This window comes from Paracoccus aerius, assembly GCF_014656455.1.
In the GTDB taxonomy this organism is placed as follows: Bacteria; Pseudomonadota; Alphaproteobacteria; order Rhodobacterales; family Rhodobacteraceae; genus Paracoccus; species Paracoccus aerius.
The window spans coordinates 303840-328066 of sequence record NZ_BNCL01000002.1 but is presented as its reverse complement, the minus strand read 5'-3'; the positions used below and the strand labels follow the sequence as shown (position 1 = coordinate 328066).

The following is a 24227-nucleotide window of genomic DNA, read 5'->3' as shown; positions in this document are numbered from 1 at the left end:
GCCGCCACATGCCACGGGCGCCGTTCACGGATGGTTCCCCCCGCCCGACGAAGCCGCTAGAACAAGCCCATGACAATGCGCCTGATCGCCGATGAAGACCTGACCGCCGCCCTGGCGCGGATGCTGGCTGCCACGACCCGGCCGGGGCAGACGATCCTGCTGGACGGGCCGGTGGGCGCCGGCAAGACCCATTTCGCCCGCGCCTTCATCCGCGCCCGCCAGGGCGACGCGGCCGAGGATGTGCCAAGCCCCACCTTCACCCTGGTCCAGACCTATGCCGATCCGATGGGGTCCGAGATCTGGCACGCCGACCTGTATCGCCTCACAGATCCGTCGGAACTGGCGGAACTGGGCCTGGACGAGGCGTTGACCGATGCGATCTGCCTGATCGAATGGCCCGACCGGCTGGAACGGCTGCCCCACGGGGCGCTCACGCTGTCCATCGCCGCCCATGCCGATCCCGATCTGCGCAGCGTCACCCTGATCGCACCCGACGCCGCGCGGGTCGCCGCCCGCGCGGTTTTCGTGGCGGGCGCGGGTTGGGCGGATGCGCGGGTGGTGCCGCTGGCAGGCGATGCCTCGGCCCGGCGCTATTTCCGGCTGACGGGCGCGGGGGGCAGCGCGGTGCTGATGGACGATCCCTCGGGCGCCTGCGCGCCCTTCGTGGCGATGACAGAGTGGCTGCGCGGCCACGGCCTTGGCGCGCCCGCGATCCTGGCGCAGGACCAGGCGGCGGGACTGCTGCTGGTCGAGGATCTGGGCGACGACCTTGTGGCCCGCGTGCTGGAACGCGATCCCGCCATGGCGCCCGTGATCTATGACCGGATCACCGACCTGCTGGTGGACCTGCACCGCCATCCCGTGCCCGGTTTCGTGGCCCCGCTGGACGGGCCGACTCTGGCCGAACAGGTCGAGCTTTTCGCGGAATGTTATCCGCAGGCAGCGGGCGGCAGTGGCGGAGAGGAGATCGCGCCCCTGATCGCCCGCCTGCACGCGGATCTGGCCGCCGATGTGCCGCCGGTCCTGTCCCTGCGCGATTTCCATGCGGAAAACCTGATCTGGCGGGGCAATGCGCCCTTGGGCCTGATCGACTATCAGGACGCGGTGGCCTGTCATCCGGCCTATGACCTGGTTTCAGCCCTGCAGGACGCGCGCCGCGACGTGGACCCCGGGGTCGAGGCCGCCTGCATCGCCCGCTATCTGGCTGCGACGGGGTTGGACGATGACCGCTTCCGCGCTGCCTATGCGCTGCTGGGCGCGCAGCGGAACCTGCGGATCATGGGGATCTTCACCCGGCTTTGCATTCGCGACGGCAAGCCGCGATACCTGAACTTCATGCCGCGCGTCTGGGGATATGTCCGGCGCAACCTGGCCCATCCGGCGCTTGCGCCCCTGGCCGATGCGGTCGCCGCCCTGCCCGCGCCCGATATCGCCGTCATGGAAAGGATCCGCGCCCGATGCGCCCGCTAATGATCTTTGCCGCGGGGCTCGGCACGCGGATGCGGCCCCTGACCGACAGCCTGCCGAAGCCGCTGATCCCGGTCGCGGGCCGCACGCTTCTGGACCGCGCGCTGGACCTGGGGCGGGAGGCGGGCGCGGGGCCGGTGGCGGTGAACACGCATTACCGGGGCGGCCAGATCAGGGACCACCTCGCCGGGCGGGACGTGGCCATAAGTGACGAACCCGGCACGATCCTGGATACCGGCGGCGGGCTGCGCAAGGCGCTGCCCCTGCTGGGACCGGGGCCGGTGATGACGCTGAACCCGGACGTGGTCTGGACCGGGCCGAACCCGCTTGCCGCGCTTGACGCGGCCTGGCGCGAGGACATGGACGCGCTTCTGATGCTGGTGCCGGTCGGCCGGGCCACGGCGCGGCAAGGGGCGGGGGATTTTTCGCGGGACGCCGATGGGCGCATCAGCCGCCGGGGCGATTACGTCTATGGCGGCGCCCAGATCATCCGCCCCGACCGTCTGGCCGAGATCCCCGACCCGGTGTTTTCCCTGAACCGGCTGTGGGATCTGCTGATCGCGGAGGGTCGGGCCTTCGGCATCATCCATCGGGGCGGCTGGTGCGACGTGGGCTATCCCGAAGCCATCCCCCTGGCCGAGGAAATGCTGCATGGCTGAACCCGTATTTCGTGGCCTTTATGCCCTGCCGCCCGGCATCGACTTTGCCCATGAATTCGTCGCGGGCTTTCTGGACCGCATGGCCGGCCAGCCGCCCGAGGCGATGGCCCGCGTCACCATCTATGGCAACGCCTCTCGGACGCTGGCGGAACTGCAATGCGCGTTCGATCTGCGCGGGCCGCTGCTGCTGCCGCGCCTCTTGCCGGTGACCAACCTGGAAGCGCCGGGGATGCTGGACCATGCCGAGGCCTCGCCCCTGGCGCGGCGGCTGCAACTGGCGCGGCTGGTGGCGGGGCTTCTGAAGACCCGGCCGGATCTCGCCTCGGGCCATTCCATCGCGGCGCTTGCCCGGTCCCTGTCAACCCTGATGCACGAGATGCAGACCGAGGGACTTGGCCCCGACGCCCTTGAAGGCATCGACACCGGCGATCATGCCCGGCATTGGCAGAACGCCCTGGGCTTCCTGCGCATCGCCGCCCGCTTCCATCTGGAAGGCCCGCCGACGGACCGTGCCGCCCGTCAGCGCCTGGCGTCCCAGATCCTGTGCGAGGACTGGTCCAAGGGCCAGAACCTGCCCGACGGGCCGGTCATCATCGTCGGCTCGACCGGGTCGCATGGCGCGACGCGGCTGTTCATGGAGGCGGTGGCGCAACTGCCCGAAGGCGCGGTGGTGCTGCCGGGCTTCGACTTCGACCAGCCGCAGACGGTCTGGGACGGGCTGGACCACCGGACCGAGGATCACCCCCAGGCCCGCTTCGCGCCGCTGATCCGCAAGCTGGGCCGCCCGGCCCGCTGGACCGACACGCCTCCGCCCGCCCCGGCCCGCAACCGGCTTGTTTCGCTGGCGCTGCGGCCCGCGCCCGTCACCGACCAGTGGATCGCCGAAGGCCCGCGCCTGCCCGACCTGATCGCCCCGACCCAAGGCCTGACCCTGATCGAGGCCGACCAGCCGGGGCAAGAGGCCGAGGTGATCGCCCTGATCCTGCGGGACGCCGCCGAACGCCATGCCTCGGCCACGCTGGTGGCGGCGGACGGCAACCTGATCCGGCGCGTGAACGCGGCCCTTGACCGCTGGCGGCTGTGCCCGGACGAAAGCGCGGGCCAGCCCCTGTCGCTGACCGGCCACGGCCTGTTCCTGCGCCACATCGCCGCCCTGTTCGGCGAGGCGCTGAGCATCGACCGCCTGCTGATCCTGCTGAAGCATCCGCTGGGCCTGACCGGATCGCCGCTGGTCGGCGCGAACGACGCCCGCCGCCTGGCGCGCGACCTGGAACTGGAACTGCGCCGCAACGGCCCGGCCTTTCCGGACGGCGAATGCCTGCGGACCTGGGGATCCAAGGGGGACGCGCTGCGCAAGACCTGGGCGGAATGGCTGGCTGACGGGCTGGACCGGATCACGCCGCTGGCGCAGGACCGGGCGCCGCGCCCCCTCTCCGATCGCCTGCGCGACCTGATCGCCCTGGCGGAAGGCATTGCCGCAGGCCCCGGCGGAAATGCCGCGGCCTCGAAGCTGTGGCAGGACCATGTCGGATCGCTTCTGCAATCCACGATGGATCATCTGGCCGAACATGCGGGGCACGGGCCGGATCTGGGTCCGCAGGATTTCTGCGCCCTGCTGATGGACGAGTTGCAGCAGCAATCCGTCCGGGTCGAGGGGGACGCCCATTACCTGCACATCCGCGGCCCGCGCGAGGCGCGGATCGTGGGCCAGGGCATCGTGATCCTGTCGGGCCTGAACGAGGGCGGCTGGCCCCAGCAGCTCAAGCCCGATCCCTGGCTGTCGCGGCAGATGCGGCTGGCGGCCGGGCTGCCACTGCCGGAACGCCTGATCGGCTTGGCGGCACATGACTTCCAGCAGGCGATGGGAGTGGAACGGGTGATCCTGACCCGCGCCCGCCGCGACGCCGAGGCCGAGACGATCCCGTCCCGCTGGCTGAACCGGCTGACGAACCTCATGTCGGGCCTGCCCGAACGCAGCGGCCCCCAGGCGCTTGCGGCAATGCGGGCGCGGGGCGATGCTTGGCTGGCCCTGGCCGAGGCTGTCGCGCGTCCCGCCAGCCCGGTCCCGCCTGCGGCCCGGCCTGCGCCGATCCCGCCCGCGCCGCCTTTCCGGGAACTGCCGGTCACCGATGTCTCGCTGCTGATCCGCGACCCTTATGCGGTCTACGCCAAGCGCGTCCTGGGCCTGCGGCCGCTTCCCGCGCTGCGCCCCGAACCCGACGCCGCCCTGCGCGGCCAGACGCTGCATTCGATCGTCGAGGCGCTGCTGGGCACCAAGCCCGATCCGGGCATGGGCCATGAGGCGCTGAAGGCGCGCTTCCTGGCGATCACCGCCAAGGTTCTGGCCCAGCAGGTGCCTTGGCCCGCCGCCCGCGCCTTCTGGGCCGCGCGGATGGAACGCATCGCCGACCGGATCGTCGCGGACGAACTGGCCCGCCTGTCCGAGGGCCGCCCGGTGGTGGTCGAGAAGCGCGGCAAGGTCGCGCTTGCGGGCATGGACTTCACCCTGACGGCCAAGCCTGACCGGATCGACCTGCTGCATGACGGGCAGGTGGTGATCTATGACTACAAGTCCGGCACGCCGCCCAGCGACAAGCAGATCGCCGCCTTTGAAAAGCAGCTGATCCTGGAAGCCGCGATGGTCCGGCGCGGCGGCTTTGACGCCATCGGCCCGGCCGAGGTCGCGGGCATCCGCTATATCCAGCTTGGCGGCGAGGGGGACACCCACGACCGCGACTATTCCACCGACCTGGAAGCTGAGAACTGGGACGGCTTCGTGCGGCTGGTCGCGGCCTATCTGTCGGGCGAGACGGGCTTCACCTCGATGCGCGCGCCCGAGCAGACCAGCTATGCGGGCGATTACGACCACCTGGCGCGGTTCGGCGAATGGTCGCTGGCCGACGCGCCCCATGTCCAGAAGGTGGGTGCCCATGAATGAAGCCAGCCTGAACCAGATCGCCGCAGCCGACCCCAACCGATCCACCTGGCTGACGGCCAATGCCGGGTCGGGCAAGACCCGCGTTCTGACCGACCGCGTGGCCCGGCTGCTGCTGGCGGGAACGGCGCCAGAACGCATCCTGTGCCTGACCTACACCAAGGCCGCCGCGACCGAGATGCAGAACCGCCTGCTGCGCCGCCTGGGCCAGTGGGCCATGCTGCCCGAGCCCCAGTTGCGCGCCGAACTGGCCGAACTGGGCGAGGCCGAAGGGCCCGGGTCCGGCCCCGACCTGGCCGAGGCGCGCCGCCTGTTCGCCCGCGCCATCGAGACTCCGGGCGGGCTGAAGGTCCAGACCATCCACAGCTTCTGCGCGGCGCTGCTGCGGCGCTTTCCGCTGGAAGCGGGCGTGCCGATGGGCTTTCGCGAACTGGACGACCGGTCGGCCAAGGTCCTGCGGGCGCAGATCGTGGACCAGATGGCCGACAGCGACGATCCTGCGATCCGCGACCTGACGGCGCTTGTCTCGGGCGACGACCTGGACGGCTTCCTGGCGGGACTGGCCGAGGCCGATTACGCCCGCGAACCCGATCCCGCACCCATCTGGCACTCGCTGGGCCTGCCCGCCGGGCTGGATCATGCGGCGCTGCTGGACCGGATCTTCGACGGCACCGAGGGCGATCTGTTCGACGCCCTGGTCCCGATCCTGGCCCGCAGCGGGGCCAAGGACGGCAAGCTGGCCGAGCACCTGGCCCGCGGCAACTGGCGCGATCCGGGGCTGCCGGACGTGCATATCCTGTGCAAGTGCCTGCTGTTCGGCGCCAGCGCCAAGGTTCCCTTCGGCCCCAAGATAGGCGACATCCCCACCAAGGCCCTGCGCCAGGGACTGTGCGCGCCCTTCATGGCCCAGTTCGAGGATCTGATGCAGCGCGTGGCCGATGCGCGGCCCTTGGTCCTGGGCCTTGCGCTGGCCCAGAAGACGCTGGCGCTGCACCGCTTTGCCCACCATTTCACCCGCCGCGTCGCAATCGAGAAATCCGCGCAGGGCTGGCTGGATTTCGACGACCTGATCCGCCGCACCGCCGAACTGCTGGAGGAATCCAGCATGGCGCAATGGGTTCTGTGGCGGCTCGACGGCGGCATCGACCATATCCTGGTCGACGAGGCGCAGGATACCAGCCCCGACCAGTGGCGCGTGATCAGGCGCCTGACCGACGAATTCACCAGCGGCGAAGGCGCGCACGACCGGCCTCGCACGCTGTTCGTGGTCGGCGATCCCAAGCAGTCGATCTATTCCTTCCAGGGTGCCGACATCGCGGTCTTTGAAGCGGTCCGCGACCGCTTCCGCCAGGATTTCGAGGCCGTGGGCCAGCCGATGCAGCAGCGGGGGCTTGCCCATTCCTTCCGGTCCTCGCCAGCGATCCTGTCGCTGGTCGATACCGTCTTCCAGGGCGACGCGGCCGAGGGCCTGGGCGATCCACCCCGCCACATCGCCTTTCGCGACGGCTTGCCCGGCCGCGTGGACATCTGGCCGCCCCTGCCCGAACCCGAAAAGCCCGAGCGTGGCGACTGGACAACCCCCGTCGATGCGCCTGCCGAAAACGCCGCCGACACGCAACTGGCCCGCGCGGTGGCGCGACAGGTCAAGGCCATCATCGGCACGCCGATCAAGGACGCCAAGACGGGCCAGGTCCGTGCCATCGGGCCGGGCGACATCCAGATCCTCGTGCAGCGGCGGGCGGGCCTGTTCGACGACCTGATCCGCGAACTGAAGGCGGCGGACCTGCCCGTGGCAGGCGCCGACCGGCTGAAGCTGGCCGCCGAACTGGCCGTGCGCGACATCACCGCGACCATGTCGGTGGTGTCCACCCCAGAAGACGACCTGTGCCTGGCCGCGATCCTCCGATCGCCGCTGTTCGGGCTGTCCGAGGACGACCTTTACCGCCTGGCCGCGGGCCGGGGCCGGCAATATCTGTGGGAACGGCTGCGCGTCTCGCCGCACCGTCAGGCTTACGAGTTGCTGAGCGACTTGATGTCCTGGGCAGATAAGCTGCGCCCCTATGAACTGATCTCCCGGCTTCTGGTGCGCCACGGCGGCCGCGCGGCGCTGCTGGCCCGGCTTGGCCCCGAGGCCGAGGACGGCATTGACGAGCTTCTGTCCCAGGCGCTTGCCTATGACTCGGTGGAAACGCCCTCGCTGACGGGCTTCCTGGTCTGGCTGGGCCGCGACGACGTGCAGGTCAAGCGCCAGCTTCCCGGCGGGGGCGGCGGGTTGATCCGGGTGATGACGGTGCATGGGTCCAAGGGGTTGGAAAGCCCGGTGGTGATCCTTCCCGAAACCCGCAAGCGCCGGAACGGACATGGCCAGCCGCTGATCCGGCTGGACGACCTGCCTGCCTGGCGGGGGGCCGCAGCCGACCGGCCCGACCCCGTGGCCGAGGCCGTGGCCGATCACGATCTGCGCCAGGAACAGGAACGGCGGCGGCTGCTGTATGTCGCGATGACGCGGGCCGAAAGCTGGCTGATCGTCGCGGCGGCGGGCGATTGCGGATCGGGGCTGGAGTCGTGGCATTCCATGATCGCCACGGGCGCCGAACGCTGCACCCTGACCCGCGCCACCATTGAGATCGACGGCATCGGTTCGGCGCAGCGCCTGTCCTTCGGCGAATGGCCCGACCTGCCCGTCAGCCTTGAACGCAAGGTCGCATCGACCGTGCAGCCGCCCGACTGGGCAGATCGCCCGGCCCCGCCGCCGCCGCCGCAGAACCGCGCCACCGCCGCGACCGCCCTGGGCGGTGCCAAGGTGATCGGGGGCGGCGACGGCGACGGCGATCCCGACGCCGCCATGCTGCGCGGCACGCGGCTGCACCTGCTGCTGGAACGCCTGCCTCATGTTCCGCCCGCCGACTGGCCGGCCCGCGCCCGCGCCCTGCTGGCCGGGGCCGAGGGCGGGTTGCCCGATGCCGCCGAACTGGCCGACCTGCTGGCCGAGGCCGCGGCGGTCATCACCGCACCGGAACTGGCCGAGGTCATGACCCCCGCCCCCGGCGCACAGATCCTGGCCGAGGTCGGGCTGACCGCCCCCCTGCCGGGCCTGGGCATGATCCATGGCGCGGTGGACCGGCTGATCGTCAGCGAGGCCGAGATCCTGGCGGTGGACTACAAGTCGAACACCGTCGTGCCCGACCGTCCCGAGGATACGCCCGAGGGGATCCTGCGCCAGATGGCCGCCTATCGCGCCGCGATGCGGCTGATCTGGCCGGGCCGCCCGGTGCGGATCGCGGTGCTGTGGACGGCGGCGCGCAGCCTGATGCCCATCCCGGACGCGGTCCTGGACCATGCCATGGCTGCCCTTGACCGTCGGGCGATGGCTTCATAGCTGTAAAGGCAAGCCCTGCCGCATTCCGCCGGCATTCCCATGAAGGAGCAGAACAATGGCCACCGTTCACGTCAACGACACCCAGTTCGACACCGAAGTCCGCCAGGCCGACACTCCGGTCATCGTGGATTTCTGGGCGGAATGGTGCGGCCCCTGCAAGCAGATCGGACCGGCGCTCGAGGAACTCTCTGACGAATATGCCGGCCGCGTGAAGATCGTGAAGGTCAACGTGGACGAAAATCCCGAACAGGCAGCCGCCCTGGGCGTCCGCGGGATCCCCGCGCTGTTCATGTTCAAGGGCGGAGAGGTCGTGTCGAACCGCATGGGCGCCGCCCCCAAGGCCGCGCTGAAGAACTGGATCGACGAATCGATCTGAACGACCCTTGTGCATCATGGGGCGGCGGCTGCGGGCCGGCCGCCCCTTTTTCATTGAAGAAAGACGACGGAGCTATCTATGGCGGATGACAGATTTCCCGGCTGGCACGGCACCACCATCCTGGCGGTGCGGCGTGGCGGCAAGGTCGTGGTCGCGGGCGACGGGCAGGTCAGCGTCGGCCAGACCGTGATGAAGGGCACCGCCCGCAAGGTCCGGCGCCTGTCGCCGGGCGGGCGCGACGTGGTGGTGGGCTTTGCCGGATCGACCGCGGATGCCTTTACCCTGCTGGAGCGGCTGGAAAAGAAGCTGGAATCCGCCCCAGGCCAGTTGCAGCGGGCCTGCGTGGACCTGGCCAAGGACTGGCGCATGGACAAGTACCTGCGCAACCTGGAAGCCATGCTGATCGTGACCGACGGTCGCGAATTGTATGTCGTCACCGGCGCGGGCGATGTCTTGGAACCCGAACACGACGTGGCCGCCATCGGATCGGGCGGCAATTTTGCCCTGGCTGCCGCGCGCGGGCTTTTGGAAACCGAACTTGACGCGGAAGGGGTGGCCCGCAAGGCCATGGCGATCGCGGCCGATATCTGCGTCTACACCAACGGCAACCTGACGGTCGAGGTCGTTGAAAGCTGACATCTCCTTCGCGCCCGTGACGGCGGCCGACCTGCCCTTGCTGGCGGAGTGGCTGGCCAGCCCGCATTGGCGCGAATGGTGGTCCGATCAGCCGGCGGTCGAGCTTGGCTATATCCGCGACATGATCGAGGGCCGCGACAGCACGCGGCCCTTCCTGTTCCTGCTGGATGGGCGGCCCATTGGCTATATCCAGGTTTGGCGCATCGCCGATGCCCGGGTCGAGCCCTGGCTGACCGAGGCCCCCTGGCTGATGGACCTGCCCGACGACGCGGTGGGGGTGGATCTGTCCATCGGGCCTACCGGCCTGCTGTCGCAGGGGATCGGGTCGCGTGTGCTGTCGGCCTTTGTGGCGATGCTGCGGGCGGAAGGCCACCGGACCATCATCATCGACCCCGATCCCGCGAATGCTCGCGCCGTCCGCGCCTATGAAAACGCGGGCTTCCGGGTGATCCCCAAACTTCTGGGCCGCACCGGCGACAGCCTGCTGATGCGCCATGACGCCCGCCCGTCCTGAGGGGCCTCCACCGACGACCCTTCAAAAGGGACGGTCGACTGTCTATCTGGGCAGGAACTGAAAGAAGGCAGACCCATGACCGACCTGACACCGCGCGAAATCGTATCCGAGCTGGATCGCTTCATCATCGGCCAGAAGGACGCCAAGCGCGCCGTCGCGGTGGCCCTGCGCAACCGCTGGCGCCGCAAGCAGCTGGGCGACGACCTGCGCGACGAGGTTTACCCGAAGAACATCCTGATGATCGGGCCGACCGGCGTCGGCAAGACCGAGATCAGCCGCCGCCTGGCCAAGCTGGCCAACGCCCCCTTCATCAAGGTCGAGGCGACCAAGTTCACCGAGGTTGGCTATGTCGGCCGCGACGTGGAACAGATCATCCGCGACCTGACCGATGCCGCGATGATCGACACCCGCGAACGGATGCGCGAAGCGGTCAAGGCCCGCGCCCACAAGTCGGCCGAGGATCGCGTGATCGAGGCGCTTGCCGGCAAGGACGCCCGCGACGGCACGCGCCAGATGTTCCGCGACAAGCTGAAGCGGGGCGAGCTGGACGACACCGTGATCGAGCTTGAGGTGCAGGACCATTCGAACCCGCTGGGCGCGATGGAGATTCCGGGCCAGCCGGGCGCCAGCCTGGGCGGGATGATGGATCTGTCGGGGCTGATGAAGGCCTTCGGGGGCCGCCGGGTGCGGCGCAAGCTGACGGTCGCAGAAAGCTATGACCTGCTGATCGCCGAGGAAGCCGACAAGCTGCTGGAGGACGACGCCGTCAAGGCCGCCGCCCTGGATGCGGTGCAGCAGAACGGCATCGTCTTCATTGACGAGATCGACAAGGTCTGCGCCCGTGCCGATGCCCGTGGCGGCGATGTCAGCCGCGAAGGCGTGCAGCGCGACCTGCTGCCCCTGATCGAGGGCACGACGGTTTCCACCAAATACGGCCCGGTGAAGACCGACCACATCCTGTTCATCGCCAGCGGCGCCTTCCATGTCGCCAAGCCCAGCGATCTGTTGCCGGAACTGCAGGGCCGCCTGCCGATCCGGGTCGAACTGCGCGCCCTGACCGAGGAGGACTTCATCCGCATCCTGACCGAGACCGACAACGCCCTGACGCGCCAATACACCGCCTTGATGGCGACCGAGGGCGTGACCGTGGGCTTTGCCGATGACGGCATCGCAGCCCTTGCCCGCATCGCGGCCGAGGTGAACGCATCGGTCGAAAACATCGGCGCGCGCCGCCTTTACACCGTGATCGAGCGGGTGTTCGAGGAACTGTCCTTCAGCGCCCCCGACAAGGAGGGCGAGACCGTCCAGGTCGACGCCGGCTATGTCGAGCGCCACCTGGGCGATCTGGCGCGGTCCACCGATCTGTCGCGTTACGTGCTATAAGGAACCGCCCGGCGCGCTTCCGGGTTGGCACCAAAAGGGGGACTGGCATGGGTTACGTTTTCGGAATCATCATCTTCGTGCTGGATGTCTGGGCGATCGCGTCCGTCATCAACACGAATGTCAGCATGGGCACGAAGATCCTGTGGATCGCCCTGATCGCGATCCTGCCGGTGCTGGGCCTCATCATCTGGTACTTCGCCGGGCCCAAGGCCAATTACGGCTGACCCCCTCCCGAAAGGATCTGGCCCGGGGCCTGTTTCTCTGACACTTTGCCGCAACCGTTTCCGTAAAGGTGACGCTTGCGGCATCTTCTTTTGTTCCTGGTCCTGTCCCTTGCGGCCTGTGCGCCGCGCGGCGCGCTGATGATGGCGCCCGAAGGATACCAGCCCCGCAGCGCGGAAACCGTCTGGGTCGCCTCGCAGCGCAGCCTGTCGGGCGAGCACCTGCCGCAGCCCTGGTTCTCGCGCATCGACGTGTCCGTGCCGCCGGACCGCGCGCCGGGCAGCCTGGCCTATCCCCGGCCGGGCGGCGATCCCGACCGCCAGTTCCTGGTCAGCGGCGGGGGCCGGCTGGCCGACAGGGCAGCCTTCCGTCGCGCGATCGAGCGTGAGCTGGCGGGCCGCGCCGCCGATGACCGCGACATCATCCTGTTCGTGCATGGCTACAACTACAGCTTCGCCGAAGGGGTGTACCGCACCGCACAGCTTGCCCATGACCTGCAACTGCCGGGCATCCACGCCCATTTTTCCTGGCCGTCGCGGATGAAGCCCTATGCCTATTCCGGCGACCGGGACGGCGCGCTTTATTCCCGCGACGGGCTGGTCCAGACGATCGAGTTGCTGTCGCGCGTCCGTGGACGGGGCAAGATCGTGCTGATGGCCCATTCGATGGGCAGCCAGCTTGTGATGGAGGGGTTGCGCCAGATGACCCTGTCGGGCCGGCGCGACCTGGTGGACCAAATCGACGGGGTGGTACTGATCTCGCCTGACCTGGACCTGCGCCTGTTCCGGTCCCAGGTCCGCGCGATCGGGCCGCTGCCCCAGCCCTTTGTCATCATGACCTCGCCCGGCGACCGGGTCTTGCAGCTTTCCGCGCTGATATCGGACGAGCCGCTGCGGCTGGGGAACATGCCGGATGCCGGCCCGGTGGCCGACCTCGAGGTGATCGTGATCGACACGCGGGCCTTCGACACCGGCCTGGGTCATTTCAACGTTGCGGATTCACCCGCCCTGCAACGGATCCTGTCGCGAACGGGACGGCTTGACCGCATCCTGCCGGATGAAGGCGGCGCGGAGCCCGGCCTGATCGGCGGCGCCGTCAGCAGGGTGGAACGGGCGGTGCAGGTGGTTCTGTCGCCCGCCTTCTAGCCCCCGCCTTCTACCCGCTGCGACGCAGATAGACGTAATAGGCCCCTTCTCCCCCGTGGCGGTAATGGGCGGGCGTCACCTGCTGCACGATGCCGGACAGCGGCGGCATGTGCAGCCAGTGCGGCACCTGGTGGCGCAGCGCGCCGGGGCGGGTCGGCAGGGGGCCATGATCGCCCTTGCCCTTGCCGGTGATGACCAGGACAAGCCGGTGCCCGTTGTCATGGCAGGACAGGATGAAGCGGATCAGTTCGGGATGGGCCACGGCCAGCGTCATGCCATGCAGGTCCAGCCGCGCCTCGGGCGCAAGCTTGCCCTGGGCCATGCGGCGATGGATCTTGTGGTCCATACGCAGCGGTTGCTGCGCCAAACGCTGCGCGGGCGTGGGGAAATGCGGAACCGGGGCAACGGGCCGGGTGGTCGCCGCCTGACCGATGGTGAAGTCCGGCAGCGGCGGACGCGGCACGACCGGCTTGGGCGCAGGCCGAAGGCCCGTCTCGACGGGCTTCGGCCGTTCCGGATGCATCGGAATGGCGGTGCGGGCGATGCGGGCCCACAGTTCCTTGTCCTCGGGCGTCAGGCCCCGGCGGCGGCCCATCAGCCGGTCGCGACAAGCTGCCAGTTCGGATCGTCCTGACCCATCGGCCGGGCAAAGGTCCAGGTGTCGCGCTGCTTGCGCGGGGCCTTGGGATCGCCTTCGACGACATTGCCCTGCGCGTCGCGCGTGACGGCGATCAGCTCGCCGACAAAGCGCACCGTCACCTCGGCCATGCCGGTCGCGGGATCGTATTCCGCCCCGGCCAGAGAGGTTTCGCGCGTGCCGATATACTGCGCGGTCACGGTCTGGCCATTGGCCGCACGCGCATCGATCACGCCCTGGAAGGCTTCGGCCACCGGCTCGGCCAGGAAAGGCCGGACATCGGACAGATCGCCACGCTCGAACGCCATCAGGATCATCTCGTAGGCGGATTTCGCACCGTTGAGGAAGTCCATCACGCCAAAGGATGGCTCGACCGCCTTCATGGCCGCAAGGGCCTGGGCGGTCGGGCTGCCGGCGGGCGCATGGTCAAGGATGTCGTGATCATCCTCGTCGACGCTCCCCTCGATCACATCAAAGCGAGGGCGCGGGCTTTCCGGCGTCTCGACCTGGGGGGGTTCATAGCCGTCGCGCGTGCCCAGCACGTTGCGCAGCCGGAGAATGAGGAAAATCGCAATCCCTGCCAGGACAAGCAACTGCAACAGCGGGTTGTTCATGCGATTGGCCTCTTATGGTCTTGGCTGGTATCTGCGATCTGCGCCATTATGTAGGGAGCGGGGCGGGGCAAGTCCAGTTATCCCCGGTTCCGGAAAGGGGAATCCGCATGTGGCTGTTGTGGCTGTTCGTGGCGCTGCCGATCATCGAGATCGCGCTGTTCATCCAGGTCGGCGGGCTGATCGGGGTCTGGGCGACCCTGGGCCTGGTCGTGCTGGCCTTTGTCCTGGGCGTCGCTGTGATCCGCAGCCAGGGAAGCCATGCCTGGGCGCAGGCGCAGCGCAGCCTGGCCGAACTGCGCGATCCGTCCCGCCCGCTGGCGCATGGCATGATGCTGATCCTGGCAGGCGTGCTGCTGATGGTGCCGGGCTTTCTGACGGATGCGATCGGCCTTCTGCTGGTGATCCCGCCCGTGCGCGAACTTGTGATCCGGCAGGCGGGGCGGCGGATGCAGGTGAGGTCCGTCCAGATGGGCCGCCGCGAAACCTATCGCCCGCCTTATGCCGATGGCGTCATCGACGCCGATTACGTCGTCGAGGAGAACACCGGCCGCCCGCGCCCGCCGCTGGACCTGCCCGAGGACATCGAGGGCGACGGCCCGTCGCGGCGCGGCAATTCGGGCTGGACGCGCCATTGAGACGTTGACCTGCGCCTGCTAGAACCAAGCGCGACATTGATCCGACAAGGGAAGACCCAATGGCTGACGAAACCACGACCAACGGCGCGGCTGCCGCGGCCCCGCAGGTGCGGATGCAGATCCTCGCCCAATATATCCGCGACCTGTCCTTCGAGAACGCCGTCGCCACAAAGGGCGCCCCGCAGGGCGACGTCCAGCCGGAAATCACCGTGCAGGTCAGCCTGGATGCCCGCAAGCGGGCCGGGGACAACCAGTACGAGGTGATCTCGAAGTTCCGCGTCACCTCGACCAACAAGGGCGACAACACCACCCTGTTCCTGGCCGAACTGGACTATGGCGGGGTCTTCCTGATCGAGGGGGTGCCGGAAGAACAGATGCACGCCTTCCTGATGATCGAATGCCCGCGGATCCTGTTCCCCTTCGTGCGCCGCATCATCTCGGACGTGACGCGCGACGGCGGCTTCCCGCCCTTCAACATGGACCCGGTGGATTTCGTGGCGCTGTATCGCCAGGAACTGGCGCGGCGCGCCCAGGCCCAGCAGGCAGGCGCCCCCGCGGACCAGCGCTTGTCCTGAACCGTCATGGCCTCCCGACAGCCCCGCGCCTGGCAGCGGATGCTGTCGGGCCGGCGTCTGGATCTGCTGGATCCGACGCCGCTTGACATCGAGATCACCGACATCGCCCACGGCCTTGCCTTTGTGGCCCGCTGGAACGGGCAGACACAGGGCGACTGGCCCTATTCCGTGGCCGAGCATTCGCTGCTGGTCGAGGATATCCTGGCCCGCCTGCACCCCGAGATCGAAACCCGCTGGCGGCTTGCGGCGCTTTTGCACGATGCGCCGGAATATGTGATCGGGGACATGATCTCTCCGGTCAAGGCGGCGCTTGGCACGGAATATGGGCGCATGGACGAACGGCTGACCGCAGCCGTTCACCTGCGCTTCGGATTGCCGGCGGTTTTGCCACTGGCAATCAAGAAGAAAATAAAGGTCGCGGACCGGATTTCAGCAAGGCTCGAAGCCGTTCAAATCGCCGGTTTCACGGAATCCGAGGCCAAGCAGCTATTTCCGCTGCAAAACGACGCCATTATGTCGGTATTGCGCATTCAACTGCGCCCACCGTCCCAAGTGCGGACGGCATTCCTGGATCGATTCCACAGCTTGACGACGCCAGGGCTTCAGCCGGCGTGACAAAGGCCGCCTTAAGGGACGGCCTTTCACAAAAACGCGATCAGATCAGCAGATCGTCCAGTTCCTTGCCGCCTTCAAGGCTTTCCTGCACCCAGCGGGGTTTGCGTCCCCGGCCGGTCCAGGTCATCGTCGGATCACTGGGATTTGCATATTTCGGAGCGACCGTACCGGAACGCTTCGGCTTTGCACCGGTCAATTCGGACAGATTGAAACCGTGTTCGCGCGCGGCTTCCTCTATCGCAGCCAAAGCTTCGCGCCGTTTACGATCTTCATAAGAGTTAATCGCGCGGTCCAGTTTAGCCCGAAGATCACGCAACTCCTTGAGCGTCATCTTGTCGAGATCAAAGTTCATTTTGTTTGCATCCACCTTGAATTGCCAATTAGCAATTTGATGCAAGACAGTTTCAATTACAAGATGGCTTTAATCGGATTTTATCTTGGACCGCGCTTGGCAAGGATCCGCTGCAATGTCCGCCGATGCATATGCAGGCGCCGTGCCGTTTCACTGACATTGCGGTCGCATTGCTCGTAAACCCTTTGGATATGTTCCCATCTTACCCGGTCCGCAGACATCAGGTTGTCGGGCGGTGGGGGCAGGGCTTCGCCTTTTGCCAGCAACGCGGACGTTACGTCATTGGCGTCTGCAGGTTTAGCCAGATAATCGGTGGCGCCCATCTTTACGGCGGCCACGGCGGTCGCAATTGCCCCATATCCTGTCAGCACGATAATCCGGGCATCTTCTCGCAAATCCCGCAGGGCTTCGACCACGTCCAGCCCATTGCCATCTTCCAGCCGCAGATCGACCACCGCATAGGCCGGGGGCTGGCTGCGGATCATTTCCAGGGCGGAGGCAACGCTGATGGCCGTGCGCGGAACAAATCCCCGCTTTTCCATCGCACGCGCCAGACGGGTGACGAATATTTCGTCATCATCTACCAGAAGCAGGGACGGATCGGGGCCGGGTTTCATCCGGTCAAGGTTATCGTCTTGCATATCTTTCCTGTCGCACCTTCGGTAAGCCGCAACACTGCCGCAAGCACGGGACAGGGGCAATCACTTCTCAGCCAATGGCATCCACGAAACAGCCGACCTGTTCGGCCATGACCTCGGGCGCGGTATCGCGCCCAAAGAAGGCGACGGTCTGGTTTCCAGGCAGGACCAGATAGGTATTGGTCATGTGATCGACGAGGTAATATTCCTCATCTTCCTCGTCATTGATCTTGTAGTAATTCCGCCAGCCCTTGTTGACCGCCGCGATTTCCTCGTCCGATCCGGTAAGGCCGATCATATTGCCCGGAAACAGGCTGGTGAAATCGGCCACGACTTCGGGCGTGTCGCGGCGGGGATCGACGGTGACGAAAACCGTCTGCACGTCCTTGCCTTGTTCCCCAAGCAGCGCCGCGGCCTCGGCATTGCGGGCACTGTCCAGGGGGCAGACATCGGGGCAGAAGGTATAGCCGAAATAAAGCAGCGAAGGCTTGGTGAAGACCTGCTCGGCCGTCACCCGTTGCCCATCCTGGCGGGTCAGGGTGAAGTCGGTGCCGAAGCTGTCCATGCCGCCCGCCACCGCGCCCCCCTGGCATTGCGCGAACTGGTAGTTCCCGCCGCGGCTGGCCAGAAAGGCACCGCCCGTGGCCAGCAGCGCCAGGGCTGCGACGCTTCCGATCAGCAGGATCTTGCGGTCGGCCATGTTCGATCTCCTCCATAGCGGCAAAGCGGCGCATTGATCGCCCATCCGGCCCCGCGTATCAAGGTCCGCATCGTCGCACCCCCGGACCCCATGCCCGATCCGATCTTTTCCCCCGCCGGCCCCGCCGCCCAGGCCGAGCCGATCCGCATGCGGACCCTTGTCCTGCTGCGGTGGTTCGCCATCGCCGGACAGATGGCGGCAGTGGTGGTCGCCTATTGGATGGGGATCGGCTTCGCGATGACGCCGGTCCTGGCGTTGATCGCCGCGGCCATCGCCATGAACCTGTGGGAAGGCTTGATGCCGCCCCGCCGCACCTCGGCCCGGCTGGCGGTGGTGCACCTGTCCTTTGACGTGGTCCAGATCTCGGCCCTGATGGCGCTGACGGGAGGGCTGGTCAATCCCTTTGCCCTGCTGGTCCTGGCACCCGTGACCGTCGCCGCGACCTCGCTCGATTCCCGCCAGACGGTGGCCCTGGGCACGGCCACGATGGTGCTGATCTCGCTGGCATCGCTGTTCGGGCTGCCGCTGCATGACAGCCAGGGGCGCGAACTGGTGCTGTCGCCGATCCTAGCGCTTGGGCATTGGACGGCGCTGATGATCGGCGTGGTCTTCTTCGCGGGATATGCCCACCGGGTCACGGGGGAACTTCAGGCCACGTCGAATGCCCTGTTCGCCACGCAGGTGGCGCTTGCGCGCGAACAAAGGTTGCAGCACCTGGGCGGCGTGGTGGCGGCCGCGGCGCATGAGATGGGCACACCCCTGGCCACCATCAAGCTGATCGCGGCCGAACTTGCGGACGAACTGGACGACCGCCCCGACCTGCAGGCCGACGCCATCGCGCTGCGCGATTCGGCCGTCCGCTGCGGGGAAATCCTGCGCAGCATGGGCCGGGCGGGCAAGGACGACCTGCACCTGCGCAGCGCGCCCCTGCGCGCCGTGCTTGAAGACGCGGCCGAACCCCATGCGGGGCGCGGACCGGCGGTCGAAATCCGCGCGGAAGGCCCGGAGATCCTCCGCGATCCGGCCATCATCCATGCGCTGCGCAACCTGATCCAGAATGCCGTCGATTTCGCCGCCAGCCGGGTGATCATCGAATCGCAACTGGGCAATGGCTGGCTGGCCGTGACGATCCGCGATGACGGCCCGGGCTATCCCCCTGCCCTGCTGGCCCGCATTGGCGATCCCTACCTCACCAGCAAGCGCGGGGGCGCGCAACGCGAGGGATACGAGGGGATGGGGCTGGGCCTGTTCATCGCCAAGACCCTGCTGGAACGTTCCGGCGCCCGGCTTGGCTTTGACAATGGCGGGCCGGGGGCCGTGGTAACTGTCCGATGGCCCCTGGACCGGATCCTGGCCGATGCGCGGGCGCCACTGGGCAACAATCCCAACTGGCTGCCCTAGGGATTTAACTGTTCGTTAAGCCCCCTCTCGCTATGGTTGTCCAAACGCGAAGGAGCTGAGGATGATCCTGCACGGTATCGGGCTGGTCTTGCTTGCGGTGGTGACGGGCACCCTGTCGGTGCTGCTGGCAATGGCCCTGATCCGCTGGTGGGACGCTGGACGCGGGACACGCGGCATGCAATTGCCGCAAGGGCTGGACAGCAGCCTAAAGCCGATGGTGTTGCTGTATCGCGACCAGCGTCTGGTCGACGCGACAGCCCCGGCCCGGGCGCTTCTGGACCGCCTTTCCGTCCCCGAGGATGAATGGGCGCGGCTTCTGCAATGGATCGGGCCGCGCTTTCCCGAGGCGATGGAAGGGCTGGCCCGCATCGACCGGTCCGGCCGGTTCGAATGCCTGGGCCAATCCGGCACCGGCAGCGCCACCCTGCGGCTGCTGGTCGAACAGGTCGATTCGGGGCTGCTGCGGATCACCATTACCGATCCGCAGGCCGAATATGCGGGCATTGTTGTCGATTCGATGTCCCAGCAGGCGATGGAGGAGGAGCTGGACCTGCTGCGCCGCTCGCTGGACCAAACGCCGATGCTGGTCTGGCGCCAGGACGCCGAGGAGCGTGTCACTTGGGCCAATGCCGCCTATCTGCGCAAGGCCGAGGGGCAGACGGACGAACCGATCGGCTGGCCGCTGCCGCGCCTGCTTGATTCGCCGCGCCCCGTGCCGGGCGCAGGAACCCGGACGCGCCGCGCCTCGCTGAACCAGAACGGCGCGGTCTTCTGGTACGATTGCCACAGCCACCCGGTCGGCGACCAGGTGATGATGTTCGCCCTGCCCGCCGACGCCGCGGTCCGCGCCGAACGCAGCTTGCGCGAATTCGTCCAGACCCTGACCAAGACCTTCGCCGACCTGCCCATCGGCCTGGCGATCTTCGACCGGCAGCGGCACCTGCAACTGTTCAACCCGGCGCTGATCGACCTGACCAACCTGCCCACCGGCTTCCTGACCGCGCGGCCCACGCTGTTCGACCTGCTGGACAAGCTGCGAGAATTGCGAATGGTGCCGGAACCCAAGGATTTCCGCAGTTGGCGCCAGCAGATGAGCAACCTGGAAAGCTCGGCCGCCACCGGCCACCATGTGGAGGAATGGTCCCTGCCCGGCGGCCAGACCTATCGCGTCACCGGCCGCCCCCATCCCGACGGCGCCGTGGCATTCCTGTTCGAGGACATCACCTCGGAAATGAGCCTGACCCGAAAGTTCCGGGCCGAACTCACGTTGGGCCATGCGATCCTGGACAACCTGGGCGAGGCGGTGGCCGTCTTCGCGCCCGGCGGGCAGGTGGTGATGTCGAACCGCGCCTTCCGCGACCTTTGGCCTGGCGCCGACAGCCTGGGCCATGCGCTTGCCTGCTGGCAGAACCAGCCGGAAACCGGCCCGGGCGTCGATGCCCTTGGCGCCCGCCTGACCCAGCCCGACGCGGATTTGCGCGACAGCGGCCTGATGGCCAGTCCGCAAGGGCAGTTGCTGGGCTGGTCCGTGGCCAGGCTGACCGGCGGTCGCCAGATGGTCCGCTTCCGCTTGCCCGACCCGGCCCAGCAGGGCGGCAGCCAGCCGCTTCTGGCGGCCAGCGCAGGCTGAATACAGGCGTCAGCCCAGACGAGCAAAGGCCGCCAGGACCACCCGTTCCGATTCATCCAGATAGGCGGCCAGCATCTCGGCCGCCCTTGCTTGCTGGCCTTGGGTCAGCAGCGACAGGATCTCGCCATTGCGGTCGATATAGGGTTCGTGCAGCCGCTCGGGGCTGTCCAGCAGGCCGAAGGCGAGGCGCAGTTCGGCGATGATCTGGGCAAAGAAGGCCTGCAGCCGCGCACTGTCGGTCAGGGCGACGATGGCCGCATGAAACTCCATGTTGGCGCTGCCCACGACGCGCCAGTCCTGCGCATCGCGCGCGCCGCGCGCCTTTTCCACCGCCGCCCGCATCTGCCCGACCGCATCGTGGCGAGGCCAGGCATGGGCCAGGGCGGGAACCTCGATCAGGCGGCGGACGCGGTAGATGTCGACGATCGTCGCCATCGAGGGGACAGCGACGAAGACCCCTCGGTTCGGCTCGTGGCGCAGCAGCCCTTCGCGCGTCAGCAACCGGAAGACCTCGCGCAGCGTATTTCGCGATACGCCCAGATCCGCCGCCAGCCGTGTTTCCGACAGCTTGAATCCCGGAGGCAGCGCCCCGCCGATGATGTCGTTGCGCAGTCGCGACGCTGTTTCCTCGGCCAAGCCCGGCTCTGCGATCATGTCCATCCCCGTTTCTTGCAGGATCAATAGTCCGGCGGGCCCGAACAAGCCATAGCAAGGAAATCAGGGGCCAGTCCTGCCTTCCTGACCGGCAGGATGATCGGGATCTGCCGGATACGCAGGCACATCATGGGGCGTCACGCCGTGCTTTGTTCAACAATATGCACTGACATGTCAAATAATCGTTGACAGGCTGCCGCACCGCGCTCACCCTCTTGCCATTCACAATTAGCGACCCACCCATGCAGCAGGAGCATGACTGATGAGTGCAAAAGCCGTTCCCTCGGCCGCCGATGCCACCCTGCGGGGCGGGTTCCTGGCGGCGATCTTCCTGATGGCAACCTCGGCCATCGGGCCGGGCTTCATCACCCAGACCGCGACCTTCACCGCCAAGCTGGGCGCGGCCTTCGCCTTTGCGATCCTGGCCTCGATCCTGATCGACTTCGTGGTGCAACTGAACATCTGGCGCATCACCGCGCTGACCCGCAAGAACGCGTCGGAAACCGCCAATGCCGCGATCCCGGGCGCAGGTTACCTGCTGGCGGTGCTGGTGATGGTCGGCGGGCTGGCCTTCAACGTGGGCAATATCGCTGGCGCGGGCCTGGGCTTGAACGCCATGTTCGGGCTTGATCCCAAGATCGGCGGGTCGCTGTCCGCCCTGCTGGCCATCGGCGTCTTTCTGTCGAAACGCGCGGGCCTGCTGCTGGACCGTTCGCTGATCGGCTTGGGCATCCTGATGATCGTGATGACGGTGATCGTCGCCGTCACCTCGAATCCGCCGGTGGGCGAGGCGCTGCGCCAGACGATCTTCCCGGACGTGATCGACTTTCCGACCATCACCACCATCGTCGGCGGCACGGTCGGCGGCTATATCACCTATTCCGGCGCACACCGGCTGCTGGACAAGGGGCTGGTTGGCGAACAGAACCTGGCAGCCGTGACCCGCGCGTCGCTGACCGGGATCGCCGTGACGGGCGTCATGCGCTTTGTGCTGTTCCTGGCGATCCTGGGCGTGGTCGCATCCGGCGTGACGCTGGATCTGTCCAGCCAGGCCGCGAACCCGGCGGCACAGGCCTTCGCCGCGGCACTTGGGGACTGGGGGATGCGGATCTTCGGCGTGGTGCTGTGGGCTGCAGCCATCACCTCGGTCATCGGGGCGGCCTATACCTCGGTCAGCTTCCTGGTGGCCTTCATGACGATGACCGACCGCAGCCGCAACATCGCCACCGTGATCTTCATCACCGTGTCGCTGGCCGTGTTCATCACCATCGGCACCGCGCCCGCGGCCCTGCTGGTCTTCGTGGGCGGCTTCAACGGCTTGATCCTGCCCATCGGTTTGACGATCTTCACCTATGTGGGCTTTGCGCGGTCCGACCTGATGGGCGGGCACCGCTACAACCGCCCGCTGCTGATCCTCAGCGCGATCGTCTGCGCCCTGACCTGGTACATGGGCTATCGCTCCATCGGCCCGATCTTCGCCTTCCTGGGCCTGTAAAAGGGGAAAACCACATGCGCACCATCGACCTGAACAGCGACCTGGGCGAGGGCTATGGCGCCTGGACCATGGGCGACGACGCCGCCATGCTGGGCATCGTCAGTTCCGCCAATGTCGCCTGCGGCTTCCATGCGGGCGATCCGCTGACCATCCGCGCGACGGTGGACGGGGCAGCCGCGCGCGGCGTGGCGGTGGGGGCGCATGTGTCATATCCCGACCGCGTGGGCTTCGGGCGCAGGCCGATGGACGTGACATCGGCGGAACTGACCGCCGATGTGATCTACCAGATCGGCGCCTTGCAGGGGATCGCCCGGGCTGCCGGCACCCGCGTCGCCTATGTGAAACCGCATGGCGCGCTCTACAACACCATCGCCACCGATGCGCGGCAGGCCGATGCGGTGATCGCGGCCATCAGGGAAATCGACCCTTCGCTGGTGCTGATGGGCCTTTCCGGGACGCGGATCCTGGATCGCGCCGCCGATGCGGGCCTTGCCACCGTGGCCGAGGCTTTCGGCGACCGCGCATATACGCCCGATGGCCAGCTTGTGTCGCGCCGGGAAAAGGGCGCGGTGCTGCATGACGCCGATGCCGTGGCTGTCCGGATGCTGCGGTTAGCTGTCGAAGGCGTGATCGAGGCCATCGACGGATCGGTCCTGCGCTTGCAGGCAGACAGCATCTGCGTGCATGGCGACAGCGCCGGGGCGGTCGAGATGGCCCGCCGCATCCGCGAGGAACTGGTTGCGGGCGGCGTCGCCATCGCCCCTTTTGCGGGGGCTGCCTGATGCGTCCCGACGTTGAAACCGCCCGCGCCGCCCGGCTGGCCTGCCGCGGCACCGTCGCCCCGACCGCCGGGATGGCGCCGGGCTTTACCCAGTGCAACATGATCTCGCTGCCGCGCGATTGGGCCTGGGATTTCCTGCTGTTCGGGCAGCGCAATCCAAAGCCTTGCCCTGTCCTGGACGTGACCGATCCCGGCAGCTTTGAAACCGCCCTTGCCCCCGGCGCGGATCTGCGCACCGACATTCCCCTGTATCGCATCTGGCGTGACGGCGTGCTGGCCGAGGAGGTTGCGGATGCAACCCAGGCCTGGGCGGAACATCCCGACCTGGTGACCTTCCTGATCGGCTGTTCCTTCACCTTCGAGACGCCCTTGCAGGCCGCCGGGATCGAGGTGCGCCACATCGCCCAAGGCTGCAACGTGCCGATGTTCCTGACGAACCGCGCCTGCCGCCCCGCCGGACGGCTGCACGGGCCGATGGTCGTGTCGATGCGCCCCATCCCCGCCGACCGTGTGGCCGAGGCCGCGATGATCACGGGCCGCTTCCCGGCGGTTCATGGCGCCCCCGTCCATATCGGCGCGCCCGAGGCGCTTGGCATCGCCGATCTGTCGGGCCCCGATTTCGGCGACCCGGTGGACATCCGCGACGGCGAGGTGCCGGTCTTCTGGGCCTGCGGGGTGACGCCCCAGGCAGCCGTCATGGCCTCGAAACCGCCCTTTGCAATCACCCATGCGCCGGGCCACATGTTCGTCACCGACATTCCCGACAGCCGGTGGCAGCTGTGAC

24 protein-coding genes are annotated in these 24227 nt (G+C 67.6%); 18 read left to right on the top strand and 6 right to left on the bottom strand.

Annotated features, from left to right (window positions below; genetic code table 11):
* The first annotated feature begins 69 nt into the window (after positions 1 to 69).
* The 10 genes from tsaE to IE224_RS03710 all read left to right on the top strand — a co-directional run bounded on the left by tsaE (position 70) and on the right by IE224_RS03710 (position 12716).
* Entirely contained in the window at positions 70 to 1470 is a 1401-nt protein-coding gene (gene tsaE, locus IE224_RS03755; RefSeq protein WP_191308160.1) for a tRNA (adenosine(37)-N6)-threonylcarbamoyltransferase complex ATPase subunit type 1 TsaE, read from the top strand.
* Entirely contained in the window at positions 1458 to 2126 is a 669-nt protein-coding gene (locus IE224_RS03750) for a nucleotidyltransferase family protein (protein ID WP_229849230.1), read from the top strand. Before tsaE ends, IE224_RS03750 begins: the two co-directional genes overlap by 13 nt.
* Positions 2119 to 5064: a double-strand break repair protein AddB gene (gene addB, locus IE224_RS03745; protein ID WP_191308158.1), complete on the top strand. Its 2946-nt coding sequence runs from the start codon at positions 2119 to 2121 to the stop codon at positions 5062 to 5064. The genes IE224_RS03750 and addB overlap by 8 nt, the downstream gene beginning before the upstream one ends.
* The gene (addA, locus tag IE224_RS03740; protein ID WP_229849229.1) at positions 5057 to 8440 is read left to right on the top strand and encodes a double-strand break repair helicase AddA; all 3384 of its coding nucleotides are present in this window, start codon (positions 5057 to 5059) and stop codon (positions 8438 to 8440) included. Before addB ends, addA begins: the two co-directional genes overlap by 8 nt.
* 55 nt (positions 8441 to 8495) lie before the next feature.
* A complete protein-coding gene (gene trxA, locus IE224_RS03735; protein ID WP_167620858.1) occupies positions 8496 to 8816 on the top strand; it encodes a thioredoxin in 321 nt (106 codons plus the stop codon).
* Between the two features lie 78 nt (positions 8817 to 8894).
* Complete coding sequence (hslV, locus tag IE224_RS03730) at positions 8895 to 9452, top strand: ATP-dependent protease subunit HslV (protein ID WP_167620857.1); 558 nt, start codon at positions 8895 to 8897, stop codon at positions 9450 to 9452.
* Entirely contained in the window at positions 9442 to 9966 is a 525-nt protein-coding gene (locus IE224_RS03725) for a GNAT family N-acetyltransferase (protein ID WP_191308154.1), read from the top strand. Before hslV ends, IE224_RS03725 begins: the two co-directional genes overlap by 11 nt.
* A 75-nt stretch (positions 9967 to 10041) precedes the next feature.
* Positions 10042 to 11349 (top strand): ATP-dependent protease ATPase subunit HslU, encoded by a 1308-nt coding sequence (gene hslU, locus IE224_RS03720; RefSeq protein ID WP_167620855.1) that lies wholly within the window; start codon positions 10042 to 10044, stop codon positions 11347 to 11349.
* 47 nt (positions 11350 to 11396) lie between these two features.
* On the top strand, positions 11397 to 11573 hold the full coding sequence (locus IE224_RS03715; RefSeq protein WP_167620854.1) for a PLD nuclease N-terminal domain-containing protein: 177 nt from the start codon (positions 11397 to 11399) through the stop codon (positions 11571 to 11573).
* A 75-nt stretch (positions 11574 to 11648) separates the two neighbouring features.
* Positions 11649 to 12716, top strand: coding sequence for an alpha/beta hydrolase (locus IE224_RS03710; RefSeq protein WP_229849228.1), 1068 nt, complete (start codon positions 11649 to 11651; stop codon positions 12714 to 12716).
* Positions 12717 to 12726: 10 nt separating this feature from the next.
* On the opposite strand, the gene IE224_RS03705 is transcribed toward IE224_RS03710, so the two are convergent.
* Positions 12727 to 13311 carry a Smr/MutS family protein gene (locus IE224_RS03705; protein ID WP_191308152.1) on the bottom strand — a complete coding sequence of 195 codons (585 nt, stop codon included), beginning with the start codon at positions 13309 to 13311 and terminating at the stop codon, positions 12727 to 12729.
* Positions 13311 to 13967 carry a Tim44/TimA family putative adaptor protein gene (locus IE224_RS03700; protein ID WP_191308150.1) on the bottom strand — a complete coding sequence of 219 codons (657 nt, stop codon included), beginning with the start codon at positions 13965 to 13967 and terminating at the stop codon, positions 13311 to 13313. Before IE224_RS03700 ends, IE224_RS03705 begins: the two co-directional genes overlap by 1 nt.
* A gap of 107 nt (positions 13968 to 14074) precedes the next feature.
* Between IE224_RS03700 and IE224_RS03695 the strand changes: the two genes are divergently transcribed.
* Genes IE224_RS03695 through IE224_RS03685 form a run of 3 tightly spaced genes read left to right on the top strand, consistent with a single transcriptional unit; the run spans position 14075 to position 15792 of the window.
* Complete coding sequence (locus IE224_RS03695) at positions 14075 to 14602, top strand: FxsA family protein (protein WP_167620851.1); 528 nt, start codon at positions 14075 to 14077, stop codon at positions 14600 to 14602.
* 59 nt (positions 14603 to 14661) lie between these two features.
* Positions 14662 to 15177, top strand: a complete 516-nt coding sequence (gene secB / locus IE224_RS03690; protein WP_167620850.1) for a protein-export chaperone SecB — start codon at positions 14662 to 14664, stop codon at positions 15175 to 15177.
* Between the two features lie 6 nt (positions 15178 to 15183).
* On the top strand, positions 15184 to 15792 hold the full coding sequence (locus IE224_RS03685; RefSeq protein ID WP_191308148.1) for an HD domain-containing protein: 609 nt from the start codon (positions 15184 to 15186) through the stop codon (positions 15790 to 15792).
* Positions 15793 to 15832: 40 nt separating this feature from the next.
* Here IE224_RS03685 and IE224_RS03680 read toward each other — a convergent pair whose 3' ends face one another.
* The 3 genes from IE224_RS03680 to IE224_RS03670 all read right to left on the bottom strand — a co-directional run bounded on the left by IE224_RS03680 (position 15833) and on the right by IE224_RS03670 (position 17482).
* Positions 15833 to 16144, bottom strand: a complete 312-nt coding sequence (locus IE224_RS03680) for an H-NS histone family protein (RefSeq protein WP_167620848.1) — start codon at positions 16142 to 16144, stop codon at positions 15833 to 15835.
* 80 nt (positions 16145 to 16224) lie between these two features.
* Entirely contained in the window at positions 16225 to 16761 is a 537-nt protein-coding gene (locus IE224_RS03675) for an ActR/PrrA/RegA family redox response regulator transcription factor (RefSeq protein ID WP_373305497.1), read from the bottom strand.
* Positions 16762 to 16852: 91 nt separating this feature from the next.
* Entirely contained in the window at positions 16853 to 17482 is a 630-nt protein-coding gene (locus IE224_RS03670) for an SCO family protein (protein WP_191308147.1), read from the bottom strand.
* A 90-nt stretch (positions 17483 to 17572) separates the two neighbouring features.
* On the opposite strand from IE224_RS03670, the gene IE224_RS03665 reads away from it, so the two are divergent.
* Together IE224_RS03665 and IE224_RS03660 are read left to right on the top strand one after the other, a co-directional pair.
* Positions 17573 to 18883: an ActS/PrrB/RegB family redox-sensitive histidine kinase gene (locus tag IE224_RS03665; protein WP_191308144.1), complete on the top strand. Its 1311-nt coding sequence runs from the start codon at positions 17573 to 17575 to the stop codon at positions 18881 to 18883.
* A gap of 61 nt (positions 18884 to 18944) precedes the next feature.
* On the top strand, positions 18945 to 20513 hold the full coding sequence (locus IE224_RS03660; protein WP_191308142.1) for a PAS-domain containing protein: 1569 nt from the start codon (positions 18945 to 18947) through the stop codon (positions 20511 to 20513).
* A gap of 9 nt (positions 20514 to 20522) precedes the next feature.
* Here IE224_RS03660 and IE224_RS03655 read toward each other — a convergent pair whose 3' ends face one another.
* Positions 20523 to 21173 (bottom strand): GntR family transcriptional regulator, encoded by a 651-nt coding sequence (locus IE224_RS03655; protein ID WP_167620844.1) that lies wholly within the window; start codon positions 21171 to 21173, stop codon positions 20523 to 20525.
* Positions 21174 to 21429: 256 nt separating this feature from the next.
* On the opposite strand from IE224_RS03655, the gene IE224_RS03650 reads away from it, so the two are divergent.
* The 3 genes from IE224_RS03650 to IE224_RS03640 are packed head-to-tail and all read left to right on the top strand — an operon-like array spanning position 21430 to position 24226.
* Complete coding sequence (locus IE224_RS03650) at positions 21430 to 22662, top strand: NRAMP family divalent metal transporter (protein WP_191308140.1); 1233 nt, start codon at positions 21430 to 21432, stop codon at positions 22660 to 22662.
* 14 nt (positions 22663 to 22676) lie between these two features.
* Positions 22677 to 23444, top strand: coding sequence for a LamB/YcsF family protein (locus tag IE224_RS03645; protein ID WP_191308138.1), 768 nt, complete (start codon positions 22677 to 22679; stop codon positions 23442 to 23444).
* Complete coding sequence (locus IE224_RS03640; RefSeq protein ID WP_191308136.1) at positions 23444 to 24226, top strand: putative hydro-lyase; 783 nt, start codon at positions 23444 to 23446, stop codon at positions 24224 to 24226. Before IE224_RS03645 ends, IE224_RS03640 begins: the two co-directional genes overlap by 1 nt.
* Position 24227 lies beyond the last annotated feature (1 nt).

Coding starts and splice junctions, on each gene's coding strand:
- tsaE (WP_191308160.1), top strand. CDS start 70: ATGACAATGCGCCTGATCGCCGATGAAGACCTGACCGCCGCCCTGGCG.
- IE224_RS03750 (WP_229849230.1), top strand. CDS start 1,458: ATGCGCCCGCTAATGATCTTTGCCGCGGGGCTCGGCACGCGGATGCGG.
- addB (WP_191308158.1), top strand. CDS start 2,119: ATGGCTGAACCCGTATTTCGTGGCCTTTATGCCCTGCCGCCCGGCATC.
- addA (WP_229849229.1), top strand. CDS start 5,057: ATGAATGAAGCCAGCCTGAACCAGATCGCCGCAGCCGACCCCAACCGA.
- trxA (WP_167620858.1), top strand. CDS start 8,496: ATGGCCACCGTTCACGTCAACGACACCCAGTTCGACACCGAAGTCCGC.
- hslV (WP_167620857.1), top strand. CDS start 8,895: ATGGCGGATGACAGATTTCCCGGCTGGCACGGCACCACCATCCTGGCG.
- hslU (WP_167620855.1), top strand. CDS start 10,042: ATGACCGACCTGACACCGCGCGAAATCGTATCCGAGCTGGATCGCTTC.
- IE224_RS03715 (WP_167620854.1), top strand. CDS start 11,397: ATGGGTTACGTTTTCGGAATCATCATCTTCGTGCTGGATGTCTGGGCG.
- IE224_RS03705 (WP_191308152.1), bottom strand. CDS start 13,311: ATGGGCCGCCGCCGGGGCCTGACGCCCGAGGACAAGGAACTGTGGGCC.
- IE224_RS03700 (WP_191308150.1), bottom strand. CDS start 13,967: ATGAACAACCCGCTGTTGCAGTTGCTTGTCCTGGCAGGGATTGCGATT.
- IE224_RS03695 (WP_167620851.1), top strand. CDS start 14,075: ATGTGGCTGTTGTGGCTGTTCGTGGCGCTGCCGATCATCGAGATCGCG.
- secB (WP_167620850.1), top strand. CDS start 14,662: ATGGCTGACGAAACCACGACCAACGGCGCGGCTGCCGCGGCCCCGCAG.
- IE224_RS03685 (WP_191308148.1), top strand. CDS start 15,184: ATGGCCTCCCGACAGCCCCGCGCCTGGCAGCGGATGCTGTCGGGCCGG.
- IE224_RS03680 (WP_167620848.1), bottom strand. CDS start 16,144: ATGAACTTTGATCTCGACAAGATGACGCTCAAGGAGTTGCGTGATCTT.
- IE224_RS03675 (WP_373305497.1), bottom strand. CDS start 16,761: ATGAAACCCGGCCCCGATCCGTCCCTGCTTCTGGTAGATGATGACGAA.
- IE224_RS03670 (WP_191308147.1), bottom strand. CDS start 17,482: ATGGCCGACCGCAAGATCCTGCTGATCGGAAGCGTCGCAGCCCTGGCG.
- IE224_RS03665 (WP_191308144.1), top strand. CDS start 17,573: ATGCCCGATCCGATCTTTTCCCCCGCCGGCCCCGCCGCCCAGGCCGAG.
- IE224_RS03660 (WP_191308142.1), top strand. CDS start 18,945: ATGATCCTGCACGGTATCGGGCTGGTCTTGCTTGCGGTGGTGACGGGC.
- IE224_RS03655 (WP_167620844.1), bottom strand. CDS start 21,173: ATGGACATGATCGCAGAGCCGGGCTTGGCCGAGGAAACAGCGTCGCGA.
- IE224_RS03650 (WP_191308140.1), top strand. CDS start 21,430: ATGAGTGCAAAAGCCGTTCCCTCGGCCGCCGATGCCACCCTGCGGGGC.
- IE224_RS03645 (WP_191308138.1), top strand. CDS start 22,677: ATGCGCACCATCGACCTGAACAGCGACCTGGGCGAGGGCTATGGCGCC.
- IE224_RS03640 (WP_191308136.1), top strand. CDS start 23,444: ATGCGTCCCGACGTTGAAACCGCCCGCGCCGCCCGGCTGGCCTGCCGC.